The sequence below is a fragment of the Idiomarina sp. genome (assembly GCF_048265525.1).
GTDB lineage: Bacteria > Pseudomonadota > Gammaproteobacteria > Enterobacterales > Alteromonadaceae > Idiomarina.
The window spans coordinates 367005-392491 of record NZ_JBLXBI010000001.1; the positions used below are offsets into that span (position 1 = coordinate 367005).

At 46.2% G+C, this 25487-nt stretch carries 26 protein-coding genes; 20 read left to right on the forward strand and 6 right to left on the reverse strand.

Translation table 11 applies throughout. The features are described 5' to 3' along the window. Positions 1-61 precede the first annotated feature (61 nt). Positions 62-742, forward strand: coding sequence for a GNAT family N-acetyltransferase (locus tag ACN0TF_RS01745; RefSeq protein WP_417440511.1), 681 nt, complete (start codon positions 62-64; stop codon positions 740-742). 5 nt (positions 743-747) lie between these two features. Beyond that, positions 748-1062: an Mpo1-like protein gene (locus ACN0TF_RS01750; RefSeq protein WP_417440512.1), complete on the forward strand. Its 315-nt coding sequence runs from the start codon at positions 748-750 to the stop codon at positions 1060-1062. Here the strand turns inward: ACN0TF_RS01750 and ACN0TF_RS01755 are convergent. After that, positions 1036-1344, reverse strand: coding sequence for a DUF3301 domain-containing protein (locus ACN0TF_RS01755; RefSeq protein WP_417440513.1), 309 nt, complete (start codon positions 1342-1344; stop codon positions 1036-1038). The genes ACN0TF_RS01750 and ACN0TF_RS01755 overlap by 27 nt on opposite strands. Beyond that, entirely contained in the window at positions 1344-2375 is a 1032-nt protein-coding gene (locus ACN0TF_RS01760) for a DUF3549 family protein (RefSeq protein ID WP_417440514.1), read from the reverse strand. The genes ACN0TF_RS01755 and ACN0TF_RS01760 overlap by 1 nt, the downstream gene beginning before the upstream one ends. Before the next feature lie 93 nt (positions 2376-2468). Between ACN0TF_RS01760 and ACN0TF_RS01765 the strand changes: the two genes are divergently transcribed. Together ACN0TF_RS01765 and truC are read left to right on the forward strand one after the other, a co-directional pair. Continuing rightward, entirely contained in the window at positions 2469-2813 is a 345-nt protein-coding gene (locus ACN0TF_RS01765; protein ID WP_011234101.1) for a YqcC family protein, read from the forward strand. 2 nt (positions 2814-2815) lie between these two features. After that, positions 2816-3526 carry a tRNA pseudouridine(65) synthase TruC gene (gene truC, locus ACN0TF_RS01770; protein WP_417440515.1) on the forward strand — a complete coding sequence of 237 codons (711 nt, stop codon included), beginning with the start codon at positions 2816-2818 and terminating at the stop codon, positions 3524-3526. A 3-nt stretch (positions 3527-3529) separates the two neighbouring features. On the opposite strand, the gene dapD is transcribed toward truC, so the two are convergent. The 3 genes from dapD to map are packed head-to-tail and all read right to left on the reverse strand — an operon-like array spanning position 3530 to position 7812. Then, complete coding sequence (gene dapD, locus ACN0TF_RS01775; protein ID WP_417440516.1) at positions 3530-4354, reverse strand: 2,3,4,5-tetrahydropyridine-2,6-dicarboxylate N-succinyltransferase; 825 nt, start codon at positions 4352-4354, stop codon at positions 3530-3532. Between the two features lie 9 nt (positions 4355-4363). Further along, positions 4364-7003 (reverse strand): [protein-PII] uridylyltransferase, encoded by a 2640-nt coding sequence (glnD, locus tag ACN0TF_RS01780; protein ID WP_417440517.1) that lies wholly within the window; start codon positions 7001-7003, stop codon positions 4364-4366. A gap of 20 nt (positions 7004-7023) precedes the next feature. Further along, positions 7024-7812 (reverse strand): type I methionyl aminopeptidase, encoded by a 789-nt coding sequence (gene map, locus ACN0TF_RS01785; protein ID WP_417440518.1) that lies wholly within the window; start codon positions 7810-7812, stop codon positions 7024-7026. Between the two features lie 285 nt (positions 7813-8097). Between map and rpsB the strand changes: the two genes are divergently transcribed. The 16 genes from rpsB to ACN0TF_RS01865 all read left to right on the forward strand — a co-directional run bounded on the left by rpsB (position 8098) and on the right by ACN0TF_RS01865 (position 23809). Then, positions 8098-8826, forward strand: coding sequence for a 30S ribosomal protein S2 (rpsB, locus tag ACN0TF_RS01790; RefSeq protein WP_011234096.1), 729 nt, complete (start codon positions 8098-8100; stop codon positions 8824-8826). 15 nt (positions 8827-8841) lie between these two features. Further along, on the forward strand, positions 8842-9720 hold the full coding sequence (gene tsf, locus ACN0TF_RS01795) for a translation elongation factor Ts (protein WP_417440519.1): 879 nt from the start codon (positions 8842-8844) through the stop codon (positions 9718-9720). 103 nt (positions 9721-9823) lie between these two features. Beyond that, positions 9824-10558, forward strand: coding sequence for a UMP kinase (gene pyrH / locus ACN0TF_RS01800; protein ID WP_016341299.1), 735 nt, complete (start codon positions 9824-9826; stop codon positions 10556-10558). A 31-nt stretch (positions 10559-10589) separates the two neighbouring features. Further along, positions 10590-11147: a ribosome recycling factor gene (frr, locus tag ACN0TF_RS01805; RefSeq protein ID WP_011234093.1), complete on the forward strand. Its 558-nt coding sequence runs from the start codon at positions 10590-10592 to the stop codon at positions 11145-11147. Between the two features lie 82 nt (positions 11148-11229). Beyond that, positions 11230-12003 (forward strand): polyprenyl diphosphate synthase, encoded by a 774-nt coding sequence (uppS, locus tag ACN0TF_RS01810; protein ID WP_011234092.1) that lies wholly within the window; start codon positions 11230-11232, stop codon positions 12001-12003. 3 nt (positions 12004-12006) lie between these two features. Beyond that, positions 12007-12870 carry a phosphatidate cytidylyltransferase gene (locus ACN0TF_RS01815; RefSeq protein ID WP_011234091.1) on the forward strand — a complete coding sequence of 288 codons (864 nt, stop codon included), beginning with the start codon at positions 12007-12009 and terminating at the stop codon, positions 12868-12870. 4 nt (positions 12871-12874) lie between these two features. After that, the gene (gene ispC / locus ACN0TF_RS01820; protein WP_417440520.1) at positions 12875-14068 is read left to right on the forward strand and encodes a 1-deoxy-D-xylulose-5-phosphate reductoisomerase; all 1194 of its coding nucleotides are present in this window, start codon (positions 12875-12877) and stop codon (positions 14066-14068) included. Continuing rightward, positions 14065-15420 carry a sigma E protease regulator RseP gene (gene rseP / locus ACN0TF_RS01825; RefSeq protein ID WP_417440521.1) on the forward strand — a complete coding sequence of 452 codons (1356 nt, stop codon included), beginning with the start codon at positions 14065-14067 and terminating at the stop codon, positions 15418-15420. Before ispC ends, rseP begins: the two co-directional genes overlap by 4 nt. A gap of 31 nt (positions 15421-15451) precedes the next feature. Beyond that, positions 15452-17953, forward strand: a complete 2502-nt coding sequence (bamA, locus tag ACN0TF_RS01830; protein WP_417440522.1) for an outer membrane protein assembly factor BamA — start codon at positions 15452-15454, stop codon at positions 17951-17953. A gap of 44 nt (positions 17954-17997) precedes the next feature. Next, positions 17998-18513: an OmpH family outer membrane protein gene (locus tag ACN0TF_RS01835; RefSeq protein WP_417440523.1), complete on the forward strand. Its 516-nt coding sequence runs from the start codon at positions 17998-18000 to the stop codon at positions 18511-18513. Between the two features lie 3 nt (positions 18514-18516). After that, on the forward strand, positions 18517-19542 hold the full coding sequence (lpxD, locus tag ACN0TF_RS01840) for a UDP-3-O-(3-hydroxymyristoyl)glucosamine N-acyltransferase (protein ID WP_417440524.1): 1026 nt from the start codon (positions 18517-18519) through the stop codon (positions 19540-19542). A gap of 14 nt (positions 19543-19556) precedes the next feature. Beyond that, positions 19557-20012: a 3-hydroxyacyl-ACP dehydratase FabZ gene (fabZ, locus tag ACN0TF_RS01845; protein WP_011234085.1), complete on the forward strand. Its 456-nt coding sequence runs from the start codon at positions 19557-19559 to the stop codon at positions 20010-20012. Beyond that, entirely contained in the window at positions 20013-20780 is a 768-nt protein-coding gene (gene lpxA / locus ACN0TF_RS01850) for an acyl-ACP--UDP-N-acetylglucosamine O-acyltransferase (RefSeq protein ID WP_417440525.1), read from the forward strand. It begins immediately after the preceding gene. Continuing rightward, positions 20780-21919 (forward strand): lipid-A-disaccharide synthase, encoded by a 1140-nt coding sequence (lpxB, locus tag ACN0TF_RS01855; protein ID WP_417440526.1) that lies wholly within the window; start codon positions 20780-20782, stop codon positions 21917-21919. Before lpxA ends, lpxB begins: the two co-directional genes overlap by 1 nt. A 94-nt stretch (positions 21920-22013) precedes the next feature. Further along, positions 22014-22976 carry a glutathione S-transferase family protein gene (locus tag ACN0TF_RS01860; protein ID WP_417440527.1) on the forward strand — a complete coding sequence of 321 codons (963 nt, stop codon included), beginning with the start codon at positions 22014-22016 and terminating at the stop codon, positions 22974-22976. Then, positions 22973-23809 carry a pirin family protein gene (locus ACN0TF_RS01865; protein WP_417440528.1) on the forward strand — a complete coding sequence of 279 codons (837 nt, stop codon included), beginning with the start codon at positions 22973-22975 and terminating at the stop codon, positions 23807-23809. Before ACN0TF_RS01860 ends, ACN0TF_RS01865 begins: the two co-directional genes overlap by 4 nt. On the opposite strand, the gene ACN0TF_RS01870 is transcribed toward ACN0TF_RS01865, so the two are convergent. Then, positions 23806-25449, reverse strand: coding sequence for a response regulator (locus ACN0TF_RS01870; RefSeq protein WP_417440529.1), 1644 nt, complete (start codon positions 25447-25449; stop codon positions 23806-23808). The genes ACN0TF_RS01865 and ACN0TF_RS01870 overlap by 4 nt on opposite strands. Positions 25450-25487 lie beyond the last annotated feature (38 nt).

Sequence of the window (25487 nt, forward strand, 5' to 3'; positions counted from 1 at the left end):
GACAGAATTCCGAAAAATGGTTAAGTTGGTGTTATGAAAAACTAACAATTGGCTATTCAGTATGCAGGGTCTGACGGAAAAAATGGAAAGCGAAATTGATGACGCAGGTGAAAACAGCAGTGAGCATGTTCAGGGCGAGCTGGTTTATCTTGTTGCTGAAGATCTGAAATTAGCGGCCTCGCTTTTGTTTAAGACTTATTACGATGATGAGTTGCTGCAAAAGATTTTCCGGTCGGACAAGCCTGACTACGATAAGCGTTTACGGGCGGCTATCCGGGAAGACTTGAACGCTTTCTGGGAAAGCGGACAACCTATTATTGGTATTAGAGACGGTGGCACATTATTGGGTGTCGCGTGTCTTACCCGTCCTGGCAAAAGTTTTGGCCCGGGGCGTTTCTGGCACTGGCGAATAAGCATGTTATTAACGGCTGGTTTTTTGAGTACTAAGCAGGTGCTTGAAAAGGAACGCTTAATTCAGGAAGCGATGCCGGATGTGCCTTACCATATGCTGGCATTTATTGCGGTAGCACCACAATATCAGTCGCAGGGCGTGGGGCACTTACTCGTTGAAGCTGCCAAAGCGGTTTTCGAAGAAGACCCGGAATCACAAGGGATAGCGGTTTACGTCACTCGTTCGGATTATCAGGCTTTCTTTAAAAAGCGCGGCTATCGCATACAAGCTCAGATAGAAGTTGAAAAGCTGCCCGGTGAAGTCCTGTTCTATGAACGGCAGCAAGGCTGAGCAAAATGAGTTATTCCAGTTTTAAGGAGTTTTATCCTTATTATTTACAGGAGCACAGCGATAAGCGCTGCCGGGTGCTGCACTATATTGGGAGCACTTTGGTTTTAGTTGTACTTTTTTATGCGCTAGTTAGTGCAAATTATTGGTGGTTGTTAGCCGTGCCGATTATTGGTTATGGCTTCGCCTGGCTCGGCCACTTTATTTTTGAAAAAAATAAACCAGCCACTTTTCAATATCCTTTGTACAGTTTAATGGGTGACTGGGTTATGTATAAAGACGCTTGGGTCCGGTTATTAAGCGGGAATTCTAAACGGCGGTAATTCAACGCCGACCAAACGCTGGTTATGAAGGGTTAAGTCGCCTTCATAACGAGTTTCGCCGTCGCTGCTAAAGCCCATTTTAAAAGTACTACGCCAGCCTGGTTGACTGCCTTTAAATGACCAACGTGTCTCCTCGCGACGAATATCCAAAAACTGAAGCCCTTGCTGCTTACAGTAAAATACCGCATGTTTTTGCGCACTTTCTGACTGTTGGCGGTGTTGCCAGAACACCCATATTGCCGTTGCCAGCGCCAGTAAAACAATGACATCGAGTAAATTCATTAGCTTCCCTGAGTCTGTTGTTTTAGTCGGTTTAATGCTTCATTAACCGCCACAGACTGTTTTTGTTGAGCAATAATGGATAACAGTAACGGACGTATGCCCGGCAGGGCAATAATATCCTGGAATAAGGCATCAAACAGTGAATTATCAAGCTCTGCTATGGCGTCTAAGTAGCGCAACAAATTTGGTTCTTCGCAAAGCACCGGCCATAAACGCGCAGCAATAACAACGAGCTGATCGGCATTGGCATTTGGAACCAGCTTGTTTATTGCTTTTTGTACCCGAGGATGAGCTGAAGCGGAGGCCAGCGCGCGCAAACTGTCAGTGCACAGTTGAGCATTACTGTTCTCGAGGTTCTGCAGAAGAACGTCTCTTACCGGTGGAGTCAGGCTTTGTTGCTCAAGCGCAACCGCCAACGGCTGGCGCACAGCACTCGGATAATGAGAGAAATGCGTTGCTATGGCTTTGCTCAGTTCCGGCAATTGCTCTAACCGGGCAGCGCAGTCATGTAACCCCTGCAAGCCCATTTGTTGCCAGTCTATGCCGCTTTCAGGTTGCCTCAAATACGCTTCTGCCGTTTCAAAATGTATAGACGGCGACAATTTTTGCTGGCGCTGAACCCGGGCATGCAAAGCTGCGCGTTGTTGCTCATTCGGCGTTAATAAATACGGATTTTGCTGCAGTTGTTTCTGCTGCTCCTCGGTCATTTCTCCGGTAATTTCGTGGCCCAATGCATTGACCACATATTCCAGGTACTGATTACGTGCGGCTATATTTAAAAGTCCGCGCTCGTCTAACGGAAATTGCAAAAACCAGATAAAAGGCTGTTGGTCATGTTGTTTATGCTGGAACAGTATTGCCAATTGAGCCTGCCGCGCTATGGGGTAGGGGTACGGACGTTGTTGTTGCTCAATGGCTGCAAACTCTTCTTGAGACAGCTCCGTCAGGCATCTGCCAATATCAAAAATTTTGTATTCGGCTTGGCCGGCTTGCAAAAACTCACCCAAGGTGGTGATGGTCGGTGCTGACACAGGCGCTCCCTTTTTGCTTGAATTTTAAGGCGTATTAAATCACTATGGCGCCATTATATCGGTTTATACAATGATGTGGTAACGGAGTCTGATATGGAGCAGTATCAGAAAGCCGCTCGATTGCTGGATAGAATAGAGCGTGAACTGAACAGTCTTGGCTTATGGCAGTCTCACCACCCGCCGGTGCAGGCGTTGGAGAGTCAGCAGCCTTTTGCTGTCGACACGCTGGAATTTCACCAGTGGCTGCAATTTATTATGCTTCCCCGAATGTGGGCGTTAGTGGATAGCAAGCGCCCTCTGCCTGAGGGGATTGCCGTTAGCCCCATGGCTGCGCATATATACCGCAGCGAGCTGGAACAATACGAACAGCTTATTGCACTGATACGTGAATTTGATGTGTTGCTCAGCGGAACTGACCCCTTGCAGGAAGATGTCTAACGGTGAGTCAGTTAGATCTTGTTTACCTGGATGAACACCTTGCCGTTATTAATAAGCCCAGTGGTTTATTGGTTCACCGAAGCCGTATAGCAAGCGGTGCCCGTGAGTTTGCAATGCAAATGCTGCGTAATCAACTTGGCTGCCACGTTTACCCTGTTCATCGTTTAGATCGCCCGACATCCGGTTTGTTGATCTTTGGCTTAAACAGTGATGTCGCCCGTACCATGACAGAGCAACTGACCGCGCGCGAAGTGAGCAAAACTTACCACGCTGTGGTAAGAGGTTACGTACCAGAAAACGGCACTATCGATTACGCACTGAAAGAAGAACTGGATAAGCTTGCTGATAAAGACGCGGATCCGGATAAAGATAAGCAGCCTGCGGTAACGCATTATCAGTGTTTAAAGCAGATTGAGCTGCCTTATAAAGTCAGTAAAAAACATGACACCACGCGCTACTCATTGGTTCAGATGCAACCGGAAACGGGTCGTAAGCACCAGTTACGTCGGCACATGGCACACATTCGGCACCCCATTGTCGGTGATACTAACCATGGTGATGGACGGCATAATAACTTTTTTCGCGAGCACTTTAATTGCCATCGTTTATTACTGGCAGCGACTGGGCTTAGCTTTAAACATCCGGTCAGTGGCGAATCCATAAACCTGGAAACACCACTGCCGGAAGAGTTTCACCAGCCATTTCTTAAGTAAAAGTTATTCCGCGCTGCGTAGCAGGGCATTGATACCCACTTTGGCACGAGTTTTAGCATCAACCCGTTTAACAATGATAGCAGCGTAAAGACTGTGCGTTCCGTTTGCGGAAGGCAAGGAACCGGGTACGACAACGGAACCTGAAGGTATGCGACCATAAAGAATGCGGTCATTTTCGCGGTCATAAATGCGGGTGCTCTGGCCAATGTAAACACCCATGGAAATCACCGCGCCTTCTTCAACAATAACGCCTTCTACAATCTCTGAGCGCGCACCGATAAAACAGTTATCTTCAATAATAGTCGGATTAGCCTGCAATGGTTCTAAAACCCCACCGATACCAACACCGCCTGATAAGTGAACATTTTTTCCAATTTGCGCACAAGAACCTACGGTAGCCCAGGTATCCACCATAGTGCCTTCACCAACGTAAGCACCAATATTGACGTACGATGGCATTACGACAACATTGCGGCCGATAAAGGCACCTTTACGAACCATCGCGGGTGGTACAACCCGCATGCCTTCGGCACGGAAACGGGCACTGTCATAGTCAGCAAATTTGGCCGGCACTTTGTCCCAGAAACGGGTTTCTCCGCCTTCAATCAGGTCGTTGTCGTTTAAGCGAAATGACAAAAGAACCGCTTTCTTAAGCCATTGATGAACAACCCATTCACCGGAAACTTTTTCCGCAACCCGTAATTCGCCACGATCAATTTCATCGATAACGTAACGTACGGCTTCGCGCAGGTCGTCGTTTTCGGTTCGGGCATTGATTTGATCACGTTGTTCAAATGCATCAATGATGCGCTGTTTTATGTTTTCCATGATAAGAATTTAAAACTCCAGGTCTTTGATAATTTTTGCTTTCAATGTTTTTTTCTGTTTGTCGCTAAGAGCGGTTTGTTGCTCGGTAGTGACAATAAATAAATCTTCTGCCTGCTCGCCTATGGTGGTGATTTTCGCCGCCAGCAGGATAACGTTCTGTTGCTGCAAAATAGCGGCAAGTTTAGCAATAAGCCCCGGCCTGTCCAGTGTTACCAGCTCGAAGGTGGTACGGCCGTGGTGTTTACTGGGTATAAAAGTGACCTCAGTTGCCACCGAAAAGTTCTTCATGCGACGCGATAATGGCCGTTTAGTGCTGGGAACGGGTATCCGTTTATGCAGGACATCCAGCAATTGTTGTTTTACCTCTTCAATACGATGAGGCTCTGTTAGCGGTTTGCCGTCTCGCTGTAGTACCACAAAGGTATCCATAACAAAGCCGTCGCGGGTAGCCAGAATTTGTGCATCCAGAATGTTGAGTTGCTGGCTGTCCAGAACGCCGGCAACCGAGGCAAATAAATGACCCTCTTCGTGGTGGTAGATAAACAACTCAGTTGTGCCGTAGTTGTTTTCGTCTCCAATGAGAATGAGCGGCAATTGCTCGCTTGGCAGGTTCAGAATATGCTGTGAATGCCAGCTGATTTGCTCTGCCGTATGGCGGAAGAAATAATCCGCGGTAAAACGCCCCCATAACGCCAGAATTTCTGCTTTTTCAAAGCCTGCGCTTAGTAGTAAGGCCATTGCACTGGCTTTATTTTCATTAATTTTTTGGCGAATATCCAGGGTAGGCTTATTACTGTCCTGCTGCAGTAAGTAAGAAGTGGCGTTATAAAGCTCTTCCAGTAAAGTTGCTTTCCAGTTGTTCCACAGCGACTGGTTCGTTGCCCGAATATCTGCCACCGTAAGACAGTAAAGGTAGTCTAACCGCTCGAGCGTAGAAACTTGATTCGCAAAGTCCTGGATGACTTCGGGATCATGAATGTCCCGCTTTTGCGCGGTAACCGACATGGTTAAATGGTGCCGCACCAGCCAGGCCACTAGCTCTGCGTCTTCTTCACTGTAACCGTGTTGGTGGCAAAAATTACGCGCATCCATTTCGCCAAGCTCTGAGTGATCGCCGCCGCGACCTTTAGCTATGTCATGGAAGATACCCGCCAGATACAGGCAATAGCGGCGATCCATTTGCGCAACCAGCTTTTCGCACAGCGGAAACTGATCCTGATAATCCTCGTCGCTAAAGCGGTACAAATTTCTTACTAAGCGAAAGGTGTGTTCATCCACTGTGTAGGCGTGAAAAAGGTCAAACTGCATTTGTCCGACAATCTGTTGCCACTGCGATAGGTAGCTTGCCAGCACACTGTGGTGATGCATCAGTGCAAAGGACAAACCACAGCCTCTGGGGTGCTGAATCAACTGATTGAATAAGTCCCGGCATTCTGGGTCATGGCTTAGCGGTTCGCTTAATTGGGCTCGGGCATTTCTGAGTAAACGTATGGTATTTGAATGTATGCCCTGTATTTGCGGATGTTCTGCAATGCAGACAAAAGCGCGGATAATATTGCAGTGATTATCGAATACATTGTCATGTCGTGCCGTTAACAGTTTATTCGCAACCGCAAAGTCATCGCTAATATGTTCAGCGTGTTGTAAGTCCTGTGTTCCTAATATTGCCTGATGAAAAAACTGCAGAAGCATCTGGTTAAGCTCGCTTACACGTAAAACCACTTTAAAGTAATCTTTCATCATGGTTTCAACGGATGCCTTACCGTCATTACCGTAGCCTAGGCGAACAGCAACGCCTGGCTGAAAGTCAAAGAGTAAGCGGTCTTCGCGTTTACCTGCTTCCAGATGAAGGGCAAAGCGTATGCGCCATAGCCAGTTCATGCAGTCACGCAGTTCAACGAATTCATCGGCTGTCATATAACCGTATTCAACCAGGTTTTCATCTGAGTGAGTACGGAAATGACGTTTAGCAATCCAGCCTACGGTCTGGATATCACGTAGCCCACCGGGGCTCGATTTAATATTCGGCTCCAGGTTATAAGATGTACTGTGATATTGCTGGTGGCGCTGCTTTTGTTCATCCAGCTTGGCTTGATAGAAATCCCGGCTTGACCAGGGGAAGTCATTTAACAACTGTTGATGAAATTCATTGTAAAGCGACTCAGCCCCTGAGAGGTATCGGCTTTCAATAAGGTTTGTGGCTATCGTGATATCGTTTTCTGACTGAGCGAAGCAGTCTTCGATAGTACGTACCGAATGGCCGATATCCAGGTGCAGGTCCCATAAAAAGGTAACAAACTGTCCGAGCTTTTCAGACAACTTAGCTTCGGCTTCAGCATTTTCCGGACCCACTAAAATGAGCAGGTCGATATCTGAACCCGGGTGCAGAGTCTCACGACCATAGCCACCCACAGCTAAGATACTTGCTGGCTCGTCTTCAAGCTGAAATTGCTGCCACAATTGGCTAATTAACTGGTCAAAGAAGGTCGCACGGTGATGAACCAGCTCATCGATATCGGCGGTGACAAAACGTGCTGCAGACCAGTTTTGGTAACTTTCTAAAAGCGCTTTGTAGTCTTTTAGGCAAGGTTGCAGGGTTCGGTCAGGCCAGCGCCCGTGAAAGTCTTTATCTTCTTGAACGTTAGCCATAGGCTCCCCCTGCAAATGCGTTAGCTGTGCTCGATAACTCGCGCTAAGTCTGACTCATCACTGCGCAGTGTCAGTACTTCAACACCGTTATCGGTAACTAATAATGTATGTTCCCATTGTGCACTTAAACTGCGGTCTTTAGTCAGTACGGTCCAGCCGTCCTTCATCAGTTTAGTATGACGCTTACCCACATTTACCATAGGCTCAATAGTGAAACACATACCGGCTTTCAGCTCTTCGCCGGTACCAGCCTCGCCGTAATGCAGAATTTGTGGATCTTCATGGAATACGGAGCCAATACCGTGACCGCAATACTCACGAACAATAGAGTAGCCATGACCCTCGGCGTGTTTCTGAATAACTTCAGCAAAGTCACCCAGCTTGATACCCGGCTTAACCATTTCTATGGCTTTATAAAGCGATTCCTGAGTTACCTTAATTAACCGCTCGGCCATTATTGAAGGTTTACCAACAACAAACATTTTCGAAGTGTCGCCATGGTAACCATCCAGTTTAACGGTAACGTCAATATTCATGATATCGCCGTCTTTCAGTTTTTTCGGGCCAGGAATACCGTGACAGACACAATGGTTAACCGAAGTACATATCGATTTAGGGAAACCGTGATAGTTTAATGGTGCTGGATAGGCGTTATGATCCGTAATGTACTTATGGCAGATATCATCCAGTTCTTCCGTGGTTACGCCGGGTTTGACGTACTCACCAATCATTTCAAGCACACTGGCGGCGAGCTTGCCTGCGGCGCGCATTTTTTCGATTTCTTCGGGTGTCTTAATTGAGATGGTCATTCTCTTCCTGTCCATGACTGCTGGAAAAGCCGACAGTTTAACAGTGACTGATAAAATTCGCTATCTTTGAGGTGGGTCAAAGCAGAAGTTAGCGAAGGTTTTTTGTTGTGCAGGGCTTGGCTTTATGGTATAAAACGCACGCTTTTTTGGCCTTATGCCAACAAAGTACACTTGTATGTAAATTATAATCCACACATACATCGACACATAAGGCGGGGTGCTTGTCCAAGAACAGGTCGGCTTATGGGATGTATGGAGGCTTAACCCCCTAAAAAGGAAAATATTATGGCTAACGTGTCAATGCGTGACATGCTGAAAGCGGGTGTCCACTTCGGTCACCAAACTCGTTTCTGGAACCCAAAAATGAAACCTTACATTTTTGGTGCTCGTAACAAAATTCATATCATTAACCTCGAAAAAACTGTGCCTATGTTCAACGACGCGTTGAGCTATATGCAGCACGTTGCTTCTAACAAAGGTAAAATCCTGTTTGTTGGTACTAAGCGCGCAGCAGCTGAAGCGGTTAAAGAAGCAGCCATTAACTGTGGTCAGTACTATGTAAACCACCGTTGGTTAGGCGGCATGTTGACTAACTGGAAAACAGTTCGTCAATCAATCAAGCGTTTAAAAGACCTTGAAACAATGAGCCAGGACGGTACTTTCGAGAAACTGACCAAGAAAGAAGCTTTGGTTAATACTCGTGAAATGGAAAAGCTGGAGAAAGGCTTAGGCGGTATCAAAAACATGGGCGGTTTACCTGACGTTCTGTTTGTTATCGACGCTGACCACGAACACATCTCTATTAAAGAAGCAAATAACCTGGGCATTCCAGTTGTTTCTGTTGTGGATACAAACTCTAACCCTGACGGTGTGGACTACATTGTTCCAGGTAACGATGACGCAATCCGTGCGGTTCAATTATACTTGAACACTGCTGCTGAAGCGGTAAAAGAAGCACGTACAGCGCAAGTTGAAGCGAAAGACTCAGACGATTTCGTCGAAGCAACTGAATAATCGAGGAATAGAATCATGGCTATTACAGCAGCTCTAGTTAAAGAACTGCGCGAGCGCACAGGCGCTGGCATGATGGACTGCAAAAAAGCATTGCAGGAAGTCGACGGTGATATGGAAGCGGCAATTGAACTGATGCGTAAAAGCGGTCAGGCAAAAGCAGCTAAAAAAGCAGGCCGTGTTGCGGCTGAAGGCGTTATCGTAGTGAAATCTGAAGGTAACCAGGCGACTTTGGTTGAACTGAACTGTGAAACCGACTTTGTTGCTCGCGATGACAGCTTCCTTGCATTCGGCGATAAAGTTATCAACGCAGCATTTGCTAATAAAGAAAATGACGTTGAAGCATTAAAAACAACTGACATCGATGGTCAGACTGTAGAGAAAACTCGCGAAGACTTAGTGGCTAAAATTGGTGAGAACATGAACGTTCGTCGTGTTCAAACTCTTGAAGCTGGCGACGTTGTTGCGACTTATACTCACGGTGCCCGAATTGGTGTTGCGGTTGCTTTAACCGGCGGTGACGAAGATCTGGCTCGCGACCTGTGCATGCACGTTGCAGCAAGCAGCCCGCAGTTCGTTAAGCCTGAAGACGTTGCAGCTGAAGTTGTAGAAAAAGAGCGTTCTATTCAGGTTGATATCGCAATGCAAAGCGGTAAGCCGAAAGAAATTGCTGAAAAAATGGTTGAAGGCCGTATGCGTAAGTTTACCGGCGAAATCAGCCTGACAGGTCAGCCTTTCGTTAAAGATCCATCAATGACTGTTGGTGAGTTACTGAAGAAAGCTGGTGCTGATGTTGTTACTTTCGTTCGCTTTGAAGTGGGTGAAGGTATTGAACGTAAAGAAGAAGATTTTGCTTCTGAAGTTCAGGCACAAGTGGCGGCAGCGAGTAAAGGCTAATAGCGTGGTCTCGACCAGCCCCATGAAATAGAAAATTATAAACCGCGTCTTGAGCGTTCAGGACGCGGTTTTTTTTAAACTAAAGGAAAGAGTAGAGGCAATGATGAGCACCCATCCGAAACCCAGTTATCGACGCATATTGTTAAAACTCAGTGGTGAAGCCCTTATGGGAGATGAGCCATTTGGTATTGACGCCAAAGTACTTGATCGTATGGCGCAGGAAATTAAAGAATTAGTTGAACTTGGGGTTCAGGTTGGTTTAGTCATTGGGGGCGGTAACTTATTCCGCGGAGAAGGCTTAGCAAAAGCGGGTATGAATCGTGTTGTGGGCGACCACATGGGCATGTTGGCAACCGTAATGAACGGCCTGGCTATGCGTGACGCTTTACACCGTGCCTTTGTTAACGCACGTTTAATGTCAGCTATTGAATTGACCGGTGTTTGTGACAGTTACAACTGGGCAGAAGCCATCAGTTTGCTAAAATCAGGACGTGTAGTGATATTTTCTGCAGGAACCGGTAATCCGTTCTTTACTACAGATTCTGCCGCTTGTTTGCGCGGTATCGAAATTGAAGCTGAAGTCGTACTTAAGGGAACCAAGGTTGACGGAGTATATTCTGATGACCCGGTGAGTAACCCGGATGCTACTTTGTATAAGCACATTAATTACGATGATATACTGGAAAAACAGTTAAAAGTAATGGATTTAGCGGCATTTACTCTGGCGCGTGATCACGCTTTGCCTATCCGGGTGTTTAATATGAATAAGCCGGGTGCCTTACGAGCCGTGATAATGGGTGAAGAAGAAGGTACACTTATCAGCAAGAACGCAGAGTAAACGCAGTTATTGAATAAAAGGGTATAAGACAGTGATAAAAGAAACTATAGAAGACGCTAAAGATCGCATGGAAAAAAGTGTTGAGTCGCTGCGCAGTCAAATGTCAAAAGTGCGTACAGGCCGTGCTCATCCAAGCATACTGGACAGTGTCATGGTGAACTATTACGGTACTGACACGCCTCTTAAGCAGTTAGCTAATATCACCACGGAAGACTCCAGAACTCTGGCTCTGACAGTGTTTGATAAGTCAGCTTCAGCGGCAGTTGAAAAAGCCATTATTAATTCTGATTTAGGTCTGAATCCGGCCTCAGCAGGCGCAGTTATTCGTATTCCATTACCTCCGTTGACAGAAGAGCGTCGTCGCGACTTAGTTAAAATTGTTCGTGCCGAAGCTGAGAATGGACGTATTGCGGTACGTAATATTCGTCGCGATGCTAATGGCGATATTAAAGATCTGCTGAAAGAGAAAGAAATTACTGAAGACGAAGAACGTAATGCTGAAGAAGAGATTCAAAAACTGACCGATAAATTCGTGAAGCAAATTGATGAAGCTCTGAAAGCAAAAGAAGCGGATTTGATGGAAATTTAACCATCAAACCGTCCCTACGTTGGTCTATGACGCCGTGTCAGGTATACTCGCACGGCGTTTTTTAATGTTTACGGCAGATTGAATGAAAGAATTACCGTCAATTGAGCAGTTAGTACCCAAGCATGTTGCCATTATAATGGATGGTAACGGGCGCTGGGCGAAACAACGCGGTAAAATAAGAACCTTCGGGCATAAAGCCGGCGCGGAAGCAGTGCGCAAGGCAGTTGCTTTTGCTCGCCGTAACGGTATTGAGTCACTGACTTTGTTCGCATTCAGTAGTGAAAACTGGAAGCGTCCGGCAACAGAAGTCTCGGTATTGATGGAATTGTTTATGTCAGTACTGAAAAGCGAAATTAAAAAATTAGATGACAACGATATTCGCTTGCGCATAGTTGGTGACAAAGAGGCTTTTTCAAAACGTTTGCAAAAGCGCATGAGCGAAGCAGAAGAGCAAACGCGAAGTAACAGCGGACTCAATCTAAACATAGCAGCGAACTACGGCGGCCAGTGGGATATTACACAAGCCAGTCGTAGATTAGCTGAGAGAGTGAAAGCGGGTGAAATAGAACCGGCGGAAATTACTGAACAGACAATAGCCGGCGAATTGATGATGGCAGACCAGCCTTTGCCGGATTTACTCATTCGTACAGGTGGTGAACATCGTATCAGTAACTTTCTTTTATGGCAGTTGGCTTATGCCGAACTGTATTTCACCTCCGTATTATGGCCTGACTTTGACGATACGGCCTTTGCTCAGGCAATTACAGATTTTGCGCAACGGGAACGCCGTTTTGGTTTAACGAGCGAACAATTAACCGTGCTAATGCAAGGCATAGAAACTCGGATAGAGGAATAACACTTGCTAAAACAACGTATTATTACAGCACTATTGCTGGTTCCGGTGGCACTGTACGGTGTTTTTATGCTGCCGTTGTGGGGCTTTGCTCTTTTCATTCAGGGGGTCCTTATGCTGGGCGCCTGGGAATGGTCTCCGCTAATGGGCGTGCGTCGCATTTCAGCGCGCATCGCTTACACCTTATTTGTCGGTGCCATAATTGGCGTGTTGTCCTGGCTGGCTCCCTACGAGCATTTGTGGGAGGGCGGTGAGCTCTCTAAACTCATCTATTACACCATTTTAGCCGGTGGTGTCTGGTGGGTCGTTGCGCTGGCAATGATCGTAAATTATCCCTCCAGCCGACGTATGTGGTCGCGAACCCGCGCCATTGTCGGCGTATTCGGTTTGTTAATTTTTATTCCTACCTGGGCGGCATTAGTCACGGTTCGCTCAATTGATATTGATGAGTCGCGCTTCTTTGGTGGCTGGGTTGTTCTCTTTATTTTACTGCTGGTTTGGGCTGCTGATGTTGGTGCGTATTTTGCCGGCGTGCGTTATGGCCGTAATAAAATGATGCCAGCGGTAAGCCCGGGTAAAACAATGGAAGGCCTTTGTGGTGGTGTGACCTTAGCTTTTGTAGTGATGATGGTTGTGGCGCACTGGACCAAAGTGCCGGCCGATCAATTTACCGGTTATTACTTAACCGGATTGTTTACCGTGGTTGCCTCAGTATTTGGTGATTTAAACGAAAGCATGTTTAAACGCAGCGCAGGGGTTAAGGACAGCGGCTCAATTTTACCCGGGCACGGGGGAATTCTAGACCGTATTGACAGTCTTACAGCTGCAGTGCCTATTTTCACCTTAGCTTATCTGGAGTTTTTGCATTAAACCTATGCGTCGAATAACAGTTTTGGGAGCAACCGGCTCCATTGGTCAAAACACATTGGATGTTGTTTCACGGCATCCGGATGACTTTCAGGTTTTTGCCTTAACTGCCCATAGCCAGGTTGGCGCTATGGCTGAGCTTTGTGTAAAGCATAATCCGCAATATGCGGTTATGGGCTCACAAAATGCCGCTGCTGAGCTCAAATCGCTGCTCGGTCAACAGACTTCAACTCAGGTTATGTATGGAGAGCAGGCTTTAGCTGAAGTCAGTTCAGCCAGTGAGGTGGATGTGGTCATGGCGGCTATAGTCGGTGCGGCCGGACTATCACCGACACTGGCTGCAATTGATGCAGGCAAAGACGTACTGTTGGCCAATAAAGAAGCCCTGGTCATGAGCGGTCAGTTGTTTATTGATCATGCTCAACGTTCCGGCGCTAGAATTATCCCGGTCGACAGTGAGCACAACGCTATTTTTCAGTGTTTACCCCAGGCTGCGCAGCAACAGGTTGGTACTATGGCGTTAGCGGAGCATGGCATACAGTATTTACTGTTAACCGGCTCCGGCGGTCCGTTTCGCGATATACCTCTTGAGGAGTTGCCGCAACAAACTCCGGGTGCGGCATGCAATCACCCAAATTGGTCCATGGGTCGGAAAATTTCAGTGGATTCCGCCACCATGCTGAACAAGGGGCTGGAATATATTGAAGCCCGCTGGTTATTCAATTGTTCACGCGACCAACTTAAAGTTGTTATTCATCCGCAGAGCGTTATTCACTCTATGGTGCAATACACCGATGGTTCCGTACTTGCTCAAATGGGCGAGCCGGACATGCGCACACCGATAGCCCATTCGTTGGGTTATCCCGAGCGTTTAGAAAGCGGTGTTGCGGGCTTAGATTTTACTCAAATAGCCGAACTGACCTTTAAGCAGCCCGAAGCGCAACGTTATCCGTGTTTACAGTTAGCGATAGAAGCGTGTTGGGAAGGGCAGTGGGCCACTACGGCTTTAAACGCGGCGAACGAAGTTGCCGTTGCGGCATTTTTACAAGAACAGGTTGGTTTTACTGATATTGCAAAGGTTTGTGATTCGGTATTGCAGTCAATACAAGCTGACGAGGCCGACAGCTTAGAGACGCTGTTAGCCATAGATAAACAAGCGCGTTTAGCGGCCAATAAGTGGTTGCAGGAGTACGCACAGTGATAGACGCAATTTGGTATTTCTTTTCCTTCGTTGTAACTCTCGGTATTTTAGTTGCTTTTCACGAGTTTGGGCACTTTTGGGTTGCGCGCCGCTGCGGTGTAAAAGTGTTAACTTTCTCGGTTGGTTTTGGCCGGGCGATATGGAAACGTGAAGGCAAAGACGGCACGGTTTATCAACTGGGGATTATTCCCCTTGGTGGCTACGTTCGCATGCTGGACGAACGTATTGATGATGTCAGCGAGGAAGAGCGAGATGTTAGCTTTAACGCGCAATCAGTATATAAACGTTTTGCGATAGTTGCTGCCGGTCCAATCGCGAACTTTGTTTTAGCGGTCGCTGTTTTATGGTTAATGTTTGGCATTGGTGTTCCAACGGTGAAACCGGTTATAGGCGATGTAAAAGCCGGCTCTGTTGCAGCCGAAGCTCAGCTTGAAAGAGGCAGCGAAATTCTCTCAGTTGATAATGTTGAAGCCTATGACTGGCAACAGGTTCAGCTGGGGCTTATGTCGGCAATTGGCGACGATGAAACAGTACTCACATTAAGAACGCCGGACGGTGATGAAGTAAAACGCACACTGAATTTAAGTGGCTGGCAGTTTGATCCGGAAACGGAATCGACCTTTGGCAGTTTGGGAATTGAGGTTTATCAACCCGCTGTTTATACCGAACTTAGCCAGGTAGAAAGTGGCTCCCCAGCCGAGGCCGGCGGATTAAAAGAAGGTGACACAATCACCCGAATTGGTGATGAAAATGTCGAAAGTTGGACTGAAATACGTAAAATAATCGCTGAATCGGCGGGACAGGACGTTTTATTTACGGTTCAGAGGAATCAGGTTGAGCAGCAAATTTCTGTTCAAATAGGGGAACGGGAAAGCCAAAATGGTGTCATAGGCTACCTTGGCGTAGTTCCGGTAACAGAGCCTTTGCCAGAGGATTACGTTTTCACGCATCAATATGGTTTTTTTAGCGGCTTAGCGAAAGGCGCAGAAAAAACTTGGGAATTGATGGTTGTTAGCGTGAAAATGATAGGTAAACTGCTGACCGGAGATGTTTCTGTAAAGAACCTGGCAGGGCCTTTAAGTATTGCCGAAGGTGCTGGAGTTAGTGCCAGCAATGGGTTCGTTTATTTTTTAAGTTTTTTGGCGCTGTTAAGTGTCAATTTAGGGATAATTAATTTATTACCTTTACCGGTATTAGACGGCGGTCATTTGATGTTTTACAGCATTGAATGGGTGCGCGGTAAGCCGGTATCCGAAAGAGTGCAAGACGTTTGCTATAGGATTGGTGGGGTGCTGGTATTCGCGTTGATGGCGTTAGCAATATCAAATGACATCGCCCGTTTCGCATTCTGAGTCACGAATTAACAATAAGTAGCTAGTGATAATGACGTTTAAAAAGCTGTTAGTGAGTGCCATGATTGCAGGTGCAGTAGCACCAGCCTACGCACAAGATGAATTTGTTGTCGAAGATATTGAAGTTAAAGGGTTACAACGTGTTGCGTTAGGCGCAGCGTTAACCTACATACCTGTGAGAGTCGGTGACGAAGTTAGCGAGTTGCAAATTCGCAGCGCTATTCGTTCACTTTATTCTTCTACTCATTTCGACTATATCGATGCGCGCAGAAGTGAAGACACTTTGATCTTCACCGTTAGTGAACGGCCAACCATTGCCGAAATCACCTTTGAAGGTAACAGCGATATTAAAGACGAGCAGCTTCAAGAGAGCCTGGTTGATAATAATATTGTTACTGGTGAGCCTTTAGACAGAACCACTATTTCAGGCATAGAAAAAGGTCTGGAAGACTTTTATCACAGCGTTGGTAAATACAATGCGTCGGTAGAAGTGCAGGTTGTGGACTTGCCGCGTAACCGTGTTGAGTTGCGTATGAATTTTGAAGAAGGCGATGCCGCTGAAATTGCACAAATCAACATTGTGGGCAACAAGGCGTTCGCTGATGAGCTATTACTGGATACCTTTGAACTTCGGGATAGCCTTCCATGGTGGAACTTTATAGGTGAAAAGCGTTACCAGAAACAACAGTTAAGCGGTGACCTGGAAACCTTAGAGTCATTCTATCGTGACCGCGGTTATTTGCGCTTCCGGGTGGAGTCTGTACAGGTTTCTATGACGCCGGATCGTGAAGGTATTTATATCACCATAAATGTGAATGAGGGTGATAAATACAATATTAGCGAAACGGACGTTATCGGCGACTTGAAAGGGCATGACGAGCTGGTTGGAAAAATCGCTAAAATAGAAGAAGGTACGCTTTATAACGCGGCACAGGTTACTTACATTGAAGATATGATCAGCCGTTTTTATGGGCGCTATGGTTATGCGTACCCAGAGGTTAAGGCTATTCCTGAGCACGATGACGAAGATAAAACTGTTAAAATTACGTTTTCAATAAATCCCGGAAAACGTGTCTATGTTCGCCACATTAACTTTGAGGGCAATGGCGCGACCAAAGACAGGGTGTTACGCCGCGAAATGCGCCAACTTGAAGGTGCCTGGTTGTCTGATAGCAACATTGAACAAGGTAAAGTTCGTCTTCAACGTCTGGGATATTTCGAAACCGTAGAAACCTCTACTGAACGGGTTGAAGACAGTGATGATCAGGTTGATGTGACTTACAAGGTTAAAGAGCAACCTTCAGGTTCCTTTAATGCCGGTATCGGTTACGGCGATTACTCTGGTTTGCAGCTTAATGCCGGTGTTCAGCAAAACAACTTTTTAGGTACCGGTAACCGGGTTGGTTTCAATATCAGCACCAGCCGGTTTAATAAAAACGTCAGCTTGTCGTATTCTGACCCTTATTTCACCATGAATGGCGTTGGACTTTCAGGTCAGGTTTATATGAGTGAGTTTGACGCGGGTAATGCGCAAAACCTCGTAAACTATAACCAGAAAACCTATGGGGTATCGACTGGACTTAATTTCCCAATTGATGAAATTAACCGCTTAAACTTTGGTATTGGTTATAAAAACCAGGAAGTGAGCGTAAATTCACAGAACCAGAGTATTGAGCAAATTCAGCAGTTTTACCGGTCTTATCTGGATGACCAGAATCCCGAAAGGCCGATTAGTTTCGACATTTATGAACTGAACGCAGGGTGGTCACGGGTAACATTAAACCGAGGACAGTTCCCGACAAGTGGTTCGTCGCAGCGTGCCAGTGCTGAAGTTTCAGCGCCATTTAGTGACGTAAAGTATTTTCGTTTAAACTATGAATACAAACATTATTACCCGCTAAGTCGTGACCAGCAGTGGTCATTTCTCACCAGACTGAATTTAGGTTATGGTAACGGTTACGGTGAAGACAATGCAGGAAATGATTACCTGTTGCCGTTCTGGGAGTACTTCCGTATTGGCGGTCAGGGCGACTTACGTGGTTTCGAACCGAATACTGTCGGTCCCAGAGCTGTGTATGTTGTACCTGAATCGGTCAACTCAGAGGGTATCCCGGACTTTACCGGGTTGCCGACACCGAACTACAGTTCAGAAACGGGTAATCAGCAGTTGTTTGTGCAAAACAACTATTCTTTAGGCGGTAACGCTAAAGTGTCTGGTGGACTGGAACTAATTGTACCGACGCCATTTGTTGACGAAGGTATGCGTAATAGCATACGAACTAGTGTCTTTGTTGATTTTGGTATGGTTTGGGATACTGAATTCGACTACGATAGATACAAGGACTTGGAAAATACCAGTCCACAACCGTTAACCGACTATAGTTCGCCGGGAGACTTCCGTGCATCGGCTGGTGTGTCAGTGCAATGGATATCTCCAATGGGTCCATTAACTTTCTCGTTAGGTCGGGCTTTGAAAGAAGTTGAGGGTGATGAAACCCAAGTGTTCTCATTTAATATCGGAACCACATTCTGATTATAATAATCAAATATAGTAATAAAATTTGAAGGAGTTTTACCTTGAAAAAGTTAATTAAATCTACAGCTGCAGCGGTTGCTGTTTCCACAGCGCTTTTTGCTGGTGCCGCACAAGCACAACAAAAAATTGGTGTGGTCGATATGATGGAAGTATTCCAGCAGTTACCACAACGTGAGCAAATTTCCGAGCAACTGCAAACTGAGTTTCAGGATCGCTTTGAAGAAATGCGTCGCCTTGAACAGAAAGTTCAGGAGCTGCGTCAAAAGCAGGAACGCGATGCGTCAATCATGTCTGCTTCTGAGAAAACTCAGTTAGAGCGTGATCTTGAGCAAACTATCTCTGAAGCACAGCTGAAGAGCAAAGCGTTACAAGAAGATACTCGTAGTCGCCAAAATGAAGAACGTAACAAGTTACTTGGAAAAGTTCAGGACGCGATTACTGCTGTTGCAGAAGCTAAAGACTACGATATGGTTCTTGAAAGCAACGCAGTTACTTACATGAAAGCCGATAATGATTTGTCTGGTGCTGTTGTCGAGAAAATGACCTCAGGTAACTAATTTATGGCTGAGTACACATTGCAGCAGTTGGCTGACCATGTGGGTGGGGAGGTGCGAGGTAATTCGCAGCTCCCCATTTTGCGCGTGGCAACCTTGCAGTCTGCTACTGGTGACGCTATCGCGTTTTTAGCGAATAACCGTTACAAAAGCCAGTTAGAAACAACCTCTGCCGGCGCAGTTATTGTCTCTGAAAGAGACGACAGCGAGGCGATTGATAACGCGATTCGGGTGTCCAACCCTTACGCGGCTTTTGCTCGAATAGCGCAGCTATTAGACACCACGCCGAAACCTGCGAAAGGTGTCGCTGAATCTGCGAAAATCGCGCAGTCAGCCAGCATAGGCAAAAATGTTAGTATTGGCGAATATACGGTCATTGATGATGGCGCTATAATTGGTGATAACACCAGTATTGGACCACATTGCTATATTGGCCCTGAAACGCAAATTGGCTCTGGATGCACACTTTGGTCAGGCGTTAAAATCTACCATCGCTGTATTATTGGCGATGATTGCCTGTTTCATTCCGGTTCTATTATTGGTGCGGACGGTTTTGGCTGGGCACCTGATAATGGGAAATGGCTAAAAATCCCTCAGTTGGGTCGTGTTGTTATTAAAAACAACGTTGAAATTGGTGCCAGTACAACGGTCGATCGTGGAGCGCTGGACGACACCATTATTTCGTCGGGTTGTATTATTGATAATCAATGTCAGATAGCACATAACGTTTTCATTGATGAAGACACGGCTATTGCAGGCTGTACTGTACTCGCAGGTAGCTGCCGCATTGGTAAGCGCTGTATGATAGGCGGAGCTTCGGCTATTAACGGTCATATTAGTGTGTGCGACGACGTGCAAATTATGGGATTTGCTATGGTGATAAAAGAAATCACCGAGCCAGGTGTTTATGCGTCAGGTATTCCTGCCAGTGGACACCGCGAATGGCGACGTAATGGAGCGAGATTCCGTCAGCTGGATGATCTTTTCAAGCGTGTCAAAGAGTTAGAAAAACAAGCTGACGATAATAATTGAGTAAGGTGAAAGGTTTGAAAATTACGGAATCAGGGTTTGATATTCAGGGCGTATTAGATTTACTGCCTCATCGTTATCCGTTTTTATTAATAGACAGAGTTATAGAAACAAACTCTAAAGACTCGTTGCACGCGATTAAAAACGTGACTTTTAATGAGCCTATGTTTAATGGGCATTTTCCGGCGAAGCCTATTTTCCCGGGAGTGTTATTGCTCGAAGCTATAGCTCAGGCTTGCGGTTTATTAGGCTTTAAAATTACCGAAAGCAAGAAGAATGCAAACGATTTGTACCTTTTTGCCGGTATCGATAACGCCCGCTTTAAACGTCAGGTTATCCCGGGTGATACCGTTGATTTCTTTGTTACCTTCGAAAAAGAACGTCGTGGTATCTGGAAATTTACTGGTCGCGCGGAAGTCGACGGTGACGTTGCCTGTACTGCTGAAATCATTTGTGCAAGAAGAGAAGTTTAAGTGATTCACGAAACCGCAATTATCGACCCCAGCGCCAAACTCGGTACTAACGTTAGTGTCGGTCCATGGACGGTTATTGGCCCCGATGTTGTTATCGGCGACAACTGCGATATCCGCTCACACGTTGTTTTAAAAGGCCCGACAACCATTGGTAAAAACAATACCATTTATCAATTCGCGTCGGTTGGTGAAGACTGTCAGGATAAGAAATACGACGGCGAACCGACTGAGCTTGAGATTGGTGACAACAACGTCATCCGCGAGTCGGTAACCATTCACCGTGGTACGGTGCAGGATAACTCGTTAACCAAAATTGGCGATAATAACCTGTTTATGGCTTACGTACATGTTGCTCATGATTGCGTCATAGGTAATGACAATATCTTTGCTAATCAGGTCACTCTGGCCGGCCATGTTCACGTAGGTGACTGGGTTATTCTGGGTGGCATGAGCGGTGTGCATCAATTTTGTCATATTGGTTCCCATTCTTTTGCCGCGGTTAATTCTATTATCGTTCAGGATATTCCTCCCTTTGTGATGGCGCAGGGCCATAACGCCAAGCCTAGAACAATCAATGCCGAGGGCTTAAAACGTCGCGGCTATACACCCGAACAAATCCAAAATGTGCGTCGTGCCTATAAAATATTGTACCGCTCCAGCCTGACTGTAGACGAAGCTCTGGAAGGTATTTCTGCATTAAATGAACCGGCGCTGGATGGCTTTAAAGCTTTTGTTGAAAACAGTTCACGAGGCATTATTCGTCCGTAATGAACCGCAACCAGCCGCCTAAAATAGCTATTGTTGCCGGTGAGCACTCGGGTGATCTGTTAGGCGCCGGGCTAATGCAGGCCATTGCTAAACGTCACCCCAATGCAACTTTTATTGGGGTCGGCGGGCCTTTAATGGCAGAGCAGGGGATGAACTCGTTCTTTGCTATGGATGATTTGGCTGTTATGGGCATTGCTGAGGTTTTTCAGCAGCTTCCTAAGCTGCTAAAACACAGAAAAAACCTGGTCAACTATCTCATTTCTGAGCAACCGGATGTGATGATAGGCATTGATGCCCCTGATTTTAATCTGACGGTTGAAGCTCGCCTTAAAAAAGCCGGTATTTCTACTATTCATTATGTCAGTCCATCTGTCTGGGCATGGCGTGAGGGGCGTATCAAAGGAATAAGAAAGTCCGTAGATCACGTACTGTGTTTATTGCCTTTTGAGAAAGACTTCTACGACAGACACCAGCTACCAGCAACTTTTGTTGGTCACCCTCTGGCGGATGATATTCCTATGCAGTGGCAACAAACGGAAGCACGTAGCGAGCTGAAACTTGAACCTGATGCTACGTATCTTGCCATTTTACCTGGAAGTCGTAAGGGTGAGATTGCCCGTATGGCGCCGGTATTTTTGAAGGTGGCGAACAAGCTAGCAAAAAAATATCCAGAACTACGCTTTGTTGCCCCTATGATAAGCGAAGCTCGCGCCACACAATTCCGGGAATTAGTTGATCAGTACAGCCCCGATCTGAATATTGCATTACCTGTTGGTGAAAGCCGAAAAGTCATGGCGGCAGCCAATTATTTACTGCTAACGTCGGGAACTGTTGCGCTTGAAGCCTTGCTGATTAAACGGCCAATGGTGGTAGCTTATCGTTTTCATTGGTTATCTTATCAAATCATTAAACGTTTATTTCACGCACCTTTTTTCTCCTTACCTAACCTCTTAGCGGATAAAGAAATTGTGCCGGAACTGGCTCAATCAGAAGCCTCGGAAGAAGCAATCGAACAAGCGCTAGTGCGGTTGATTGAGCAAGATAACCAGCCGCTGCTAGATCAGTTTACGAATATTCACCAGCAATTGAAGTTGTCGGCGAGCGAAAAAGCCGCTGATGTGGTTGAATCCTTTCTATAGTTCTATTTTTTAGAATAATAAATAGAAAATAATGCGCTAATAATTCCAAAAAATAGACTCTATTATAAGGGTATACCAACTTAAGGAGTTTATTATGGGTTTATTAGTTGATGGTCAATGGCACGACAAGTGGTATGACACCAAAAAACACGGTGGCCGCTTTGTTCGCAGCGAATCACAGTTTCGCAATACCGTAGCTCAGGGCACTGAGTTCGAGCCTGAATCAGGGCGTTACCACCTTTACGTTTCTTACGCCTGTCCGTGGGCTCACCGGGCGCTTATCTTCCGTAAATTAAAAGGCCTGGAAAGTCACATTGATGTTTCCGTTGTGCACCCGCTGATGCTGGAGAATGGCTGGGAGTTTTCAGACGCACCGCTTAACGAGCCATTGTATGATGCCGACTTTCTTTATCAGCTGTATTTAAAAGCCGACCCGGAATACACCGGGCGAGTAACCGTTCCGGTGCTATGGGATAAGAAAAATCAGACCATAGTGAACAATGAATCAGCCGAAATTATCCGTATTTTCAATTCAGCGTTTAACAAGCTGACCGGGAATACGCTGGACTTCTTTCCTGCAGATAAGCAAAAGCAGATAGAAGACGTTAATGAGTGGGTTTACAACGACATTAACAACGGCGTTTACCGTAGTGGCTTCGCGACTACACAGCAGGCGTATGAAGAAGCGTATGAATCGCTATTTGCTGCCTTAGACAAAGTAGAGAGTATTCTTAGTCAGAGCCGATATTTAGCCGGTGACGAGTTAACCGAGGCGGACTGGCGCTTATTTACTACTTTGGTTCGTTTCGATGCCGTTTATTTCGGGCACTTTAAAACCAATAAGAAGCGCATCGTTGATTATCCCAATATGTGGAATTACTTGTTGGAGCTATACCAGCACCCGGGCGTAGAAGAGACCGTCGTGATGGACCACATTAAGACGCATTACTATGCCAGCCATAAAACCATTAATCCGACACAAGTAGTGCCTAAGGGGCCGGAAATCGATTTTCACCAAGCACATAACCGGGGTAACAAAGGGAGTAGCCAGTCATGAGTGTTATTTTAGCCAAACACCGGGGAATGCCGGCGCAGGATGGCGCGGGAGTTAAACTTACTCGTATTATTAATCAGCCGGGGCTAAAACATCAGGATCCGTTTTTAATGCTGGACGAGTTTCGTTCTGATAACCCTGACGATTATATTGCTGGTTTTCCGCCGCACCCACACCGTGGTTTCTGTACCCTGACCTATATGTTGGCAGGTACTATGGAACATAAAGACTCTGTGGGTAATAGCGGTGAAGTTGATGCTGGCGGTGTGCAGTGGATGAAAGCGGCGAAAGGTATTATTCACGCGGAAATGCCAAAGCAAATTGAGGGCCTTATGTGGGGTTTTCAGCTATGGGTTAACTTGCCGGGCGATGAAAAAATGAGTGATCCTGAGTGGCACGACTATCCGGCAGCCAGCATTCCTGAAGTGAAAAATGGTGATGCTCTGATCAGGATTATTTCAGGGAAATACCAGCAGCAGGAGGGTCCAGTAAATGCTCCGGGACGAGACTTTCAAATGCTCGATGTTCACTTAGAAAGTGACAGCTTCAGTTTGCCGTCACAAGGGCAAAAACGACGCTTGGTTTATGTTTATCAGGGTGAGCTGACAGTGAATGGTGAGGCCGCGAAAGAGGGCGAGTTGATCTTGCTTGATCCTGCTGAAACATTAGATTTTTCCGCTATTGAAAATGCGCGCTTTATCTTATTGGCCGCTAAACCTATTGAAGAACCCATTGCCCAATACGGTCCTTTTGTCATGAATTCGTCGGATCAGATTGAGCAGGCTATTAAGGATTATCAATCAGGTCAGTTAGCCGCTAACCAAAAACTAAGCTAGCGCAGTTCCAGCCCTTCAGTTTGCTCCAGTAACCGCTCATAGCGGTTACTGTGGCTACTGGATAATTGCAGTCCTTCTAAGACTTTAAAGCAATTATCACATTCTTTCTTAAGCCGAACTCGCTCTCCACCCGGTGTTTCTTCAACATAACGGACGGCGGCCTGAATGAAGTTAAGCGCGGCGCCGCTGTTCATTGGCGCGGCTTCCATGGCTTTACGAAACAGCTCCAGTGCACGAATGTAGTCGCCTTGCTGGTATGCATCTAAGCCTGCTTTGTGAACCTCAAAGAAGTTATCCTGCTGTTTTTGAGCAGCAGCTAAGCGCGCCTGTAAAATTTTAGAGGTGTAACTGTCAAGAGTCGGGTTTTCGTCCTGATTCTCTGCCAGGGCATTTGCTTTTTCATACTCTCCGACATCCAGCAAAATGGCGATAACGTCAGGTAATAAGTCTTTATTGATAGGCTGGTTGTGCGCCAATTTTTCGCCAACAACTTCGTTTAAGCGTTGCTGAGCCTCGCGTAAACGACCATTAAATGAATCAATACGCGATAATAAAATGGATTCCAAATCCTCAAACGAAATATCGGCATGCAACAGATGCTCGTCATAGCGGGCACGCTGTAGCTCCATTGTTGCTTCTGTCTGATACTTACTGATTTGCTGCGGTGTATCACTATTTTCGGCCGCATCTAAAATACTGCGTAAATAGTTACACAAGTGATGCGCGTTACGAAAAACCGATTTACGGGCTATTTGCAAAACGTTGTTCATGGCTTGCTTGGCAATATCAAAGTCGCCGTTGTCGCGGGCAATATGAGCCAGCTTAGTTTGTCTTTCAATTGAAAATGGCGCCATAGTAATGGCATCACGGGCGCTCTCCAAAGCGTCTTCCAACTGTTGCTGTTGAAGATAACACTCGGTTTTCAGATCATAAGCTTCAACAGCATTAGGCATGCGCTTAATTAAATGATTAAGAATATTCAGCGCTTCTTCGGGAGAGTTTTGTAATAACCGTGTTTCAGCCAGTTTTAGAAAGACCCAACTGTGGGAGTTTTCTTCCAGCAATTCTTTAATTGCCGTTTCCGCTTTATCCAATTGCCCGGTTTTGTTGTACAACTCAATTTGCAGTTTGCGGCAGTAATTACTGTAACGGCTGTTAGACTGAATATGTTTCTGGCAGGCATCAATACAGGCTTCATAATCATGATTGGTCAGCGCTTTGAATACGTCTTTTAACCACATGCGGCGTTTATAAGCCCGCACCAGACGGGAGCGCAACACACGATGTGAAAACGGTTTCATCAAATAATCATCGGGTTGCAGTTCCAGTGCGCTGAGTACCATAGGGCGAGTGTTGTCGCCGGTAATAATAAAGAACAGAGTGTGCTCTTTCATTAACCCACGAACTTGCAGTTCTTCTAAAACCTGACGGCCATTGCGCCCCCGCCCTAAGTTATAGTCTACCAGCAGAATATCGTGCGGATTTTTGATGTAAGCGGCAATGCCGGCTTCGCCAGTGGTCTTGACTTGTACGTCCTGCGCCCCCAAGTTTAACAGCAAGCCTTTGAGCATGACCTGAAAGGGCTTCTGGTCATCTATTAATAATACGCGTTTATTATTGAGCTCTAAGGTTTTGTCCATTTGTGTCAAACAGTATCCTGATCTTATTCATACCGACA

Excerpts from the sequence above, each read along its gene's own strand:
- ACN0TF_RS01865 (WP_417440528.1), top strand. The coding sequence starts at position 22,973 with ATGAGTGTTATTTTAGCCAAACACCGGGGAATGCCGGCGCAGGATGGC.
- ACN0TF_RS01750 (WP_417440512.1), top strand. The coding sequence starts at position 748 with ATGAGTTATTCCAGTTTTAAGGAGTTTTATCCTTATTATTTACAGGAG.
- rpsB (WP_011234096.1), top strand. The coding sequence starts at position 8,098 with ATGGCTAACGTGTCAATGCGTGACATGCTGAAAGCGGGTGTCCACTTC.
- lpxD (WP_417440524.1), top strand. The coding sequence starts at position 18,517 with ATGGCTGAGTACACATTGCAGCAGTTGGCTGACCATGTGGGTGGGGAG.
- bamA (WP_417440522.1), top strand. The coding sequence starts at position 15,452 with ATGACGTTTAAAAAGCTGTTAGTGAGTGCCATGATTGCAGGTGCAGTA.
- uppS (WP_011234092.1), top strand. The coding sequence starts at position 11,230 with ATGAAAGAATTACCGTCAATTGAGCAGTTAGTACCCAAGCATGTTGCC.
- lpxB (WP_417440526.1), top strand. The coding sequence starts at position 20,780 with ATGAACCGCAACCAGCCGCCTAAAATAGCTATTGTTGCCGGTGAGCAC.
- ACN0TF_RS01860 (WP_417440527.1), top strand. The coding sequence starts at position 22,014 with ATGGGTTTATTAGTTGATGGTCAATGGCACGACAAGTGGTATGACACC.
- map (WP_417440518.1), bottom strand. The coding sequence starts at position 7,812 with ATGACCATCTCAATTAAGACACCCGAAGAAATCGAAAAAATGCGCGCC.
- ACN0TF_RS01765 (WP_011234101.1), top strand. The coding sequence starts at position 2,469 with ATGGAGCAGTATCAGAAAGCCGCTCGATTGCTGGATAGAATAGAGCGT.
- ispC (WP_417440520.1), top strand. The coding sequence starts at position 12,875 with ATGCGTCGAATAACAGTTTTGGGAGCAACCGGCTCCATTGGTCAAAAC.
- dapD (WP_417440516.1), bottom strand. The coding sequence starts at position 4,354 with ATGGAAAACATAAAACAGCGCATCATTGATGCATTTGAACAACGTGAT.
- ACN0TF_RS01745 (WP_417440511.1), top strand. The coding sequence starts at position 62 with ATGCAGGGTCTGACGGAAAAAATGGAAAGCGAAATTGATGACGCAGGT.
- pyrH (WP_016341299.1), top strand. The coding sequence starts at position 9,824 with ATGAGCACCCATCCGAAACCCAGTTATCGACGCATATTGTTAAAACTC.
- tsf (WP_417440519.1), top strand. The coding sequence starts at position 8,842 with ATGGCTATTACAGCAGCTCTAGTTAAAGAACTGCGCGAGCGCACAGGC.
- ACN0TF_RS01870 (WP_417440529.1), bottom strand. The coding sequence starts at position 25,449 with ATGGACAAAACCTTAGAGCTCAATAATAAACGCGTATTATTAATAGAT.
- ACN0TF_RS01755 (WP_417440513.1), bottom strand. The coding sequence starts at position 1,344 with ATGAATTTACTCGATGTCATTGTTTTACTGGCGCTGGCAACGGCAATA.
- glnD (WP_417440517.1), bottom strand. The coding sequence starts at position 7,003 with ATGGCTAACGTTCAAGAAGATAAAGACTTTCACGGGCGCTGGCCTGAC.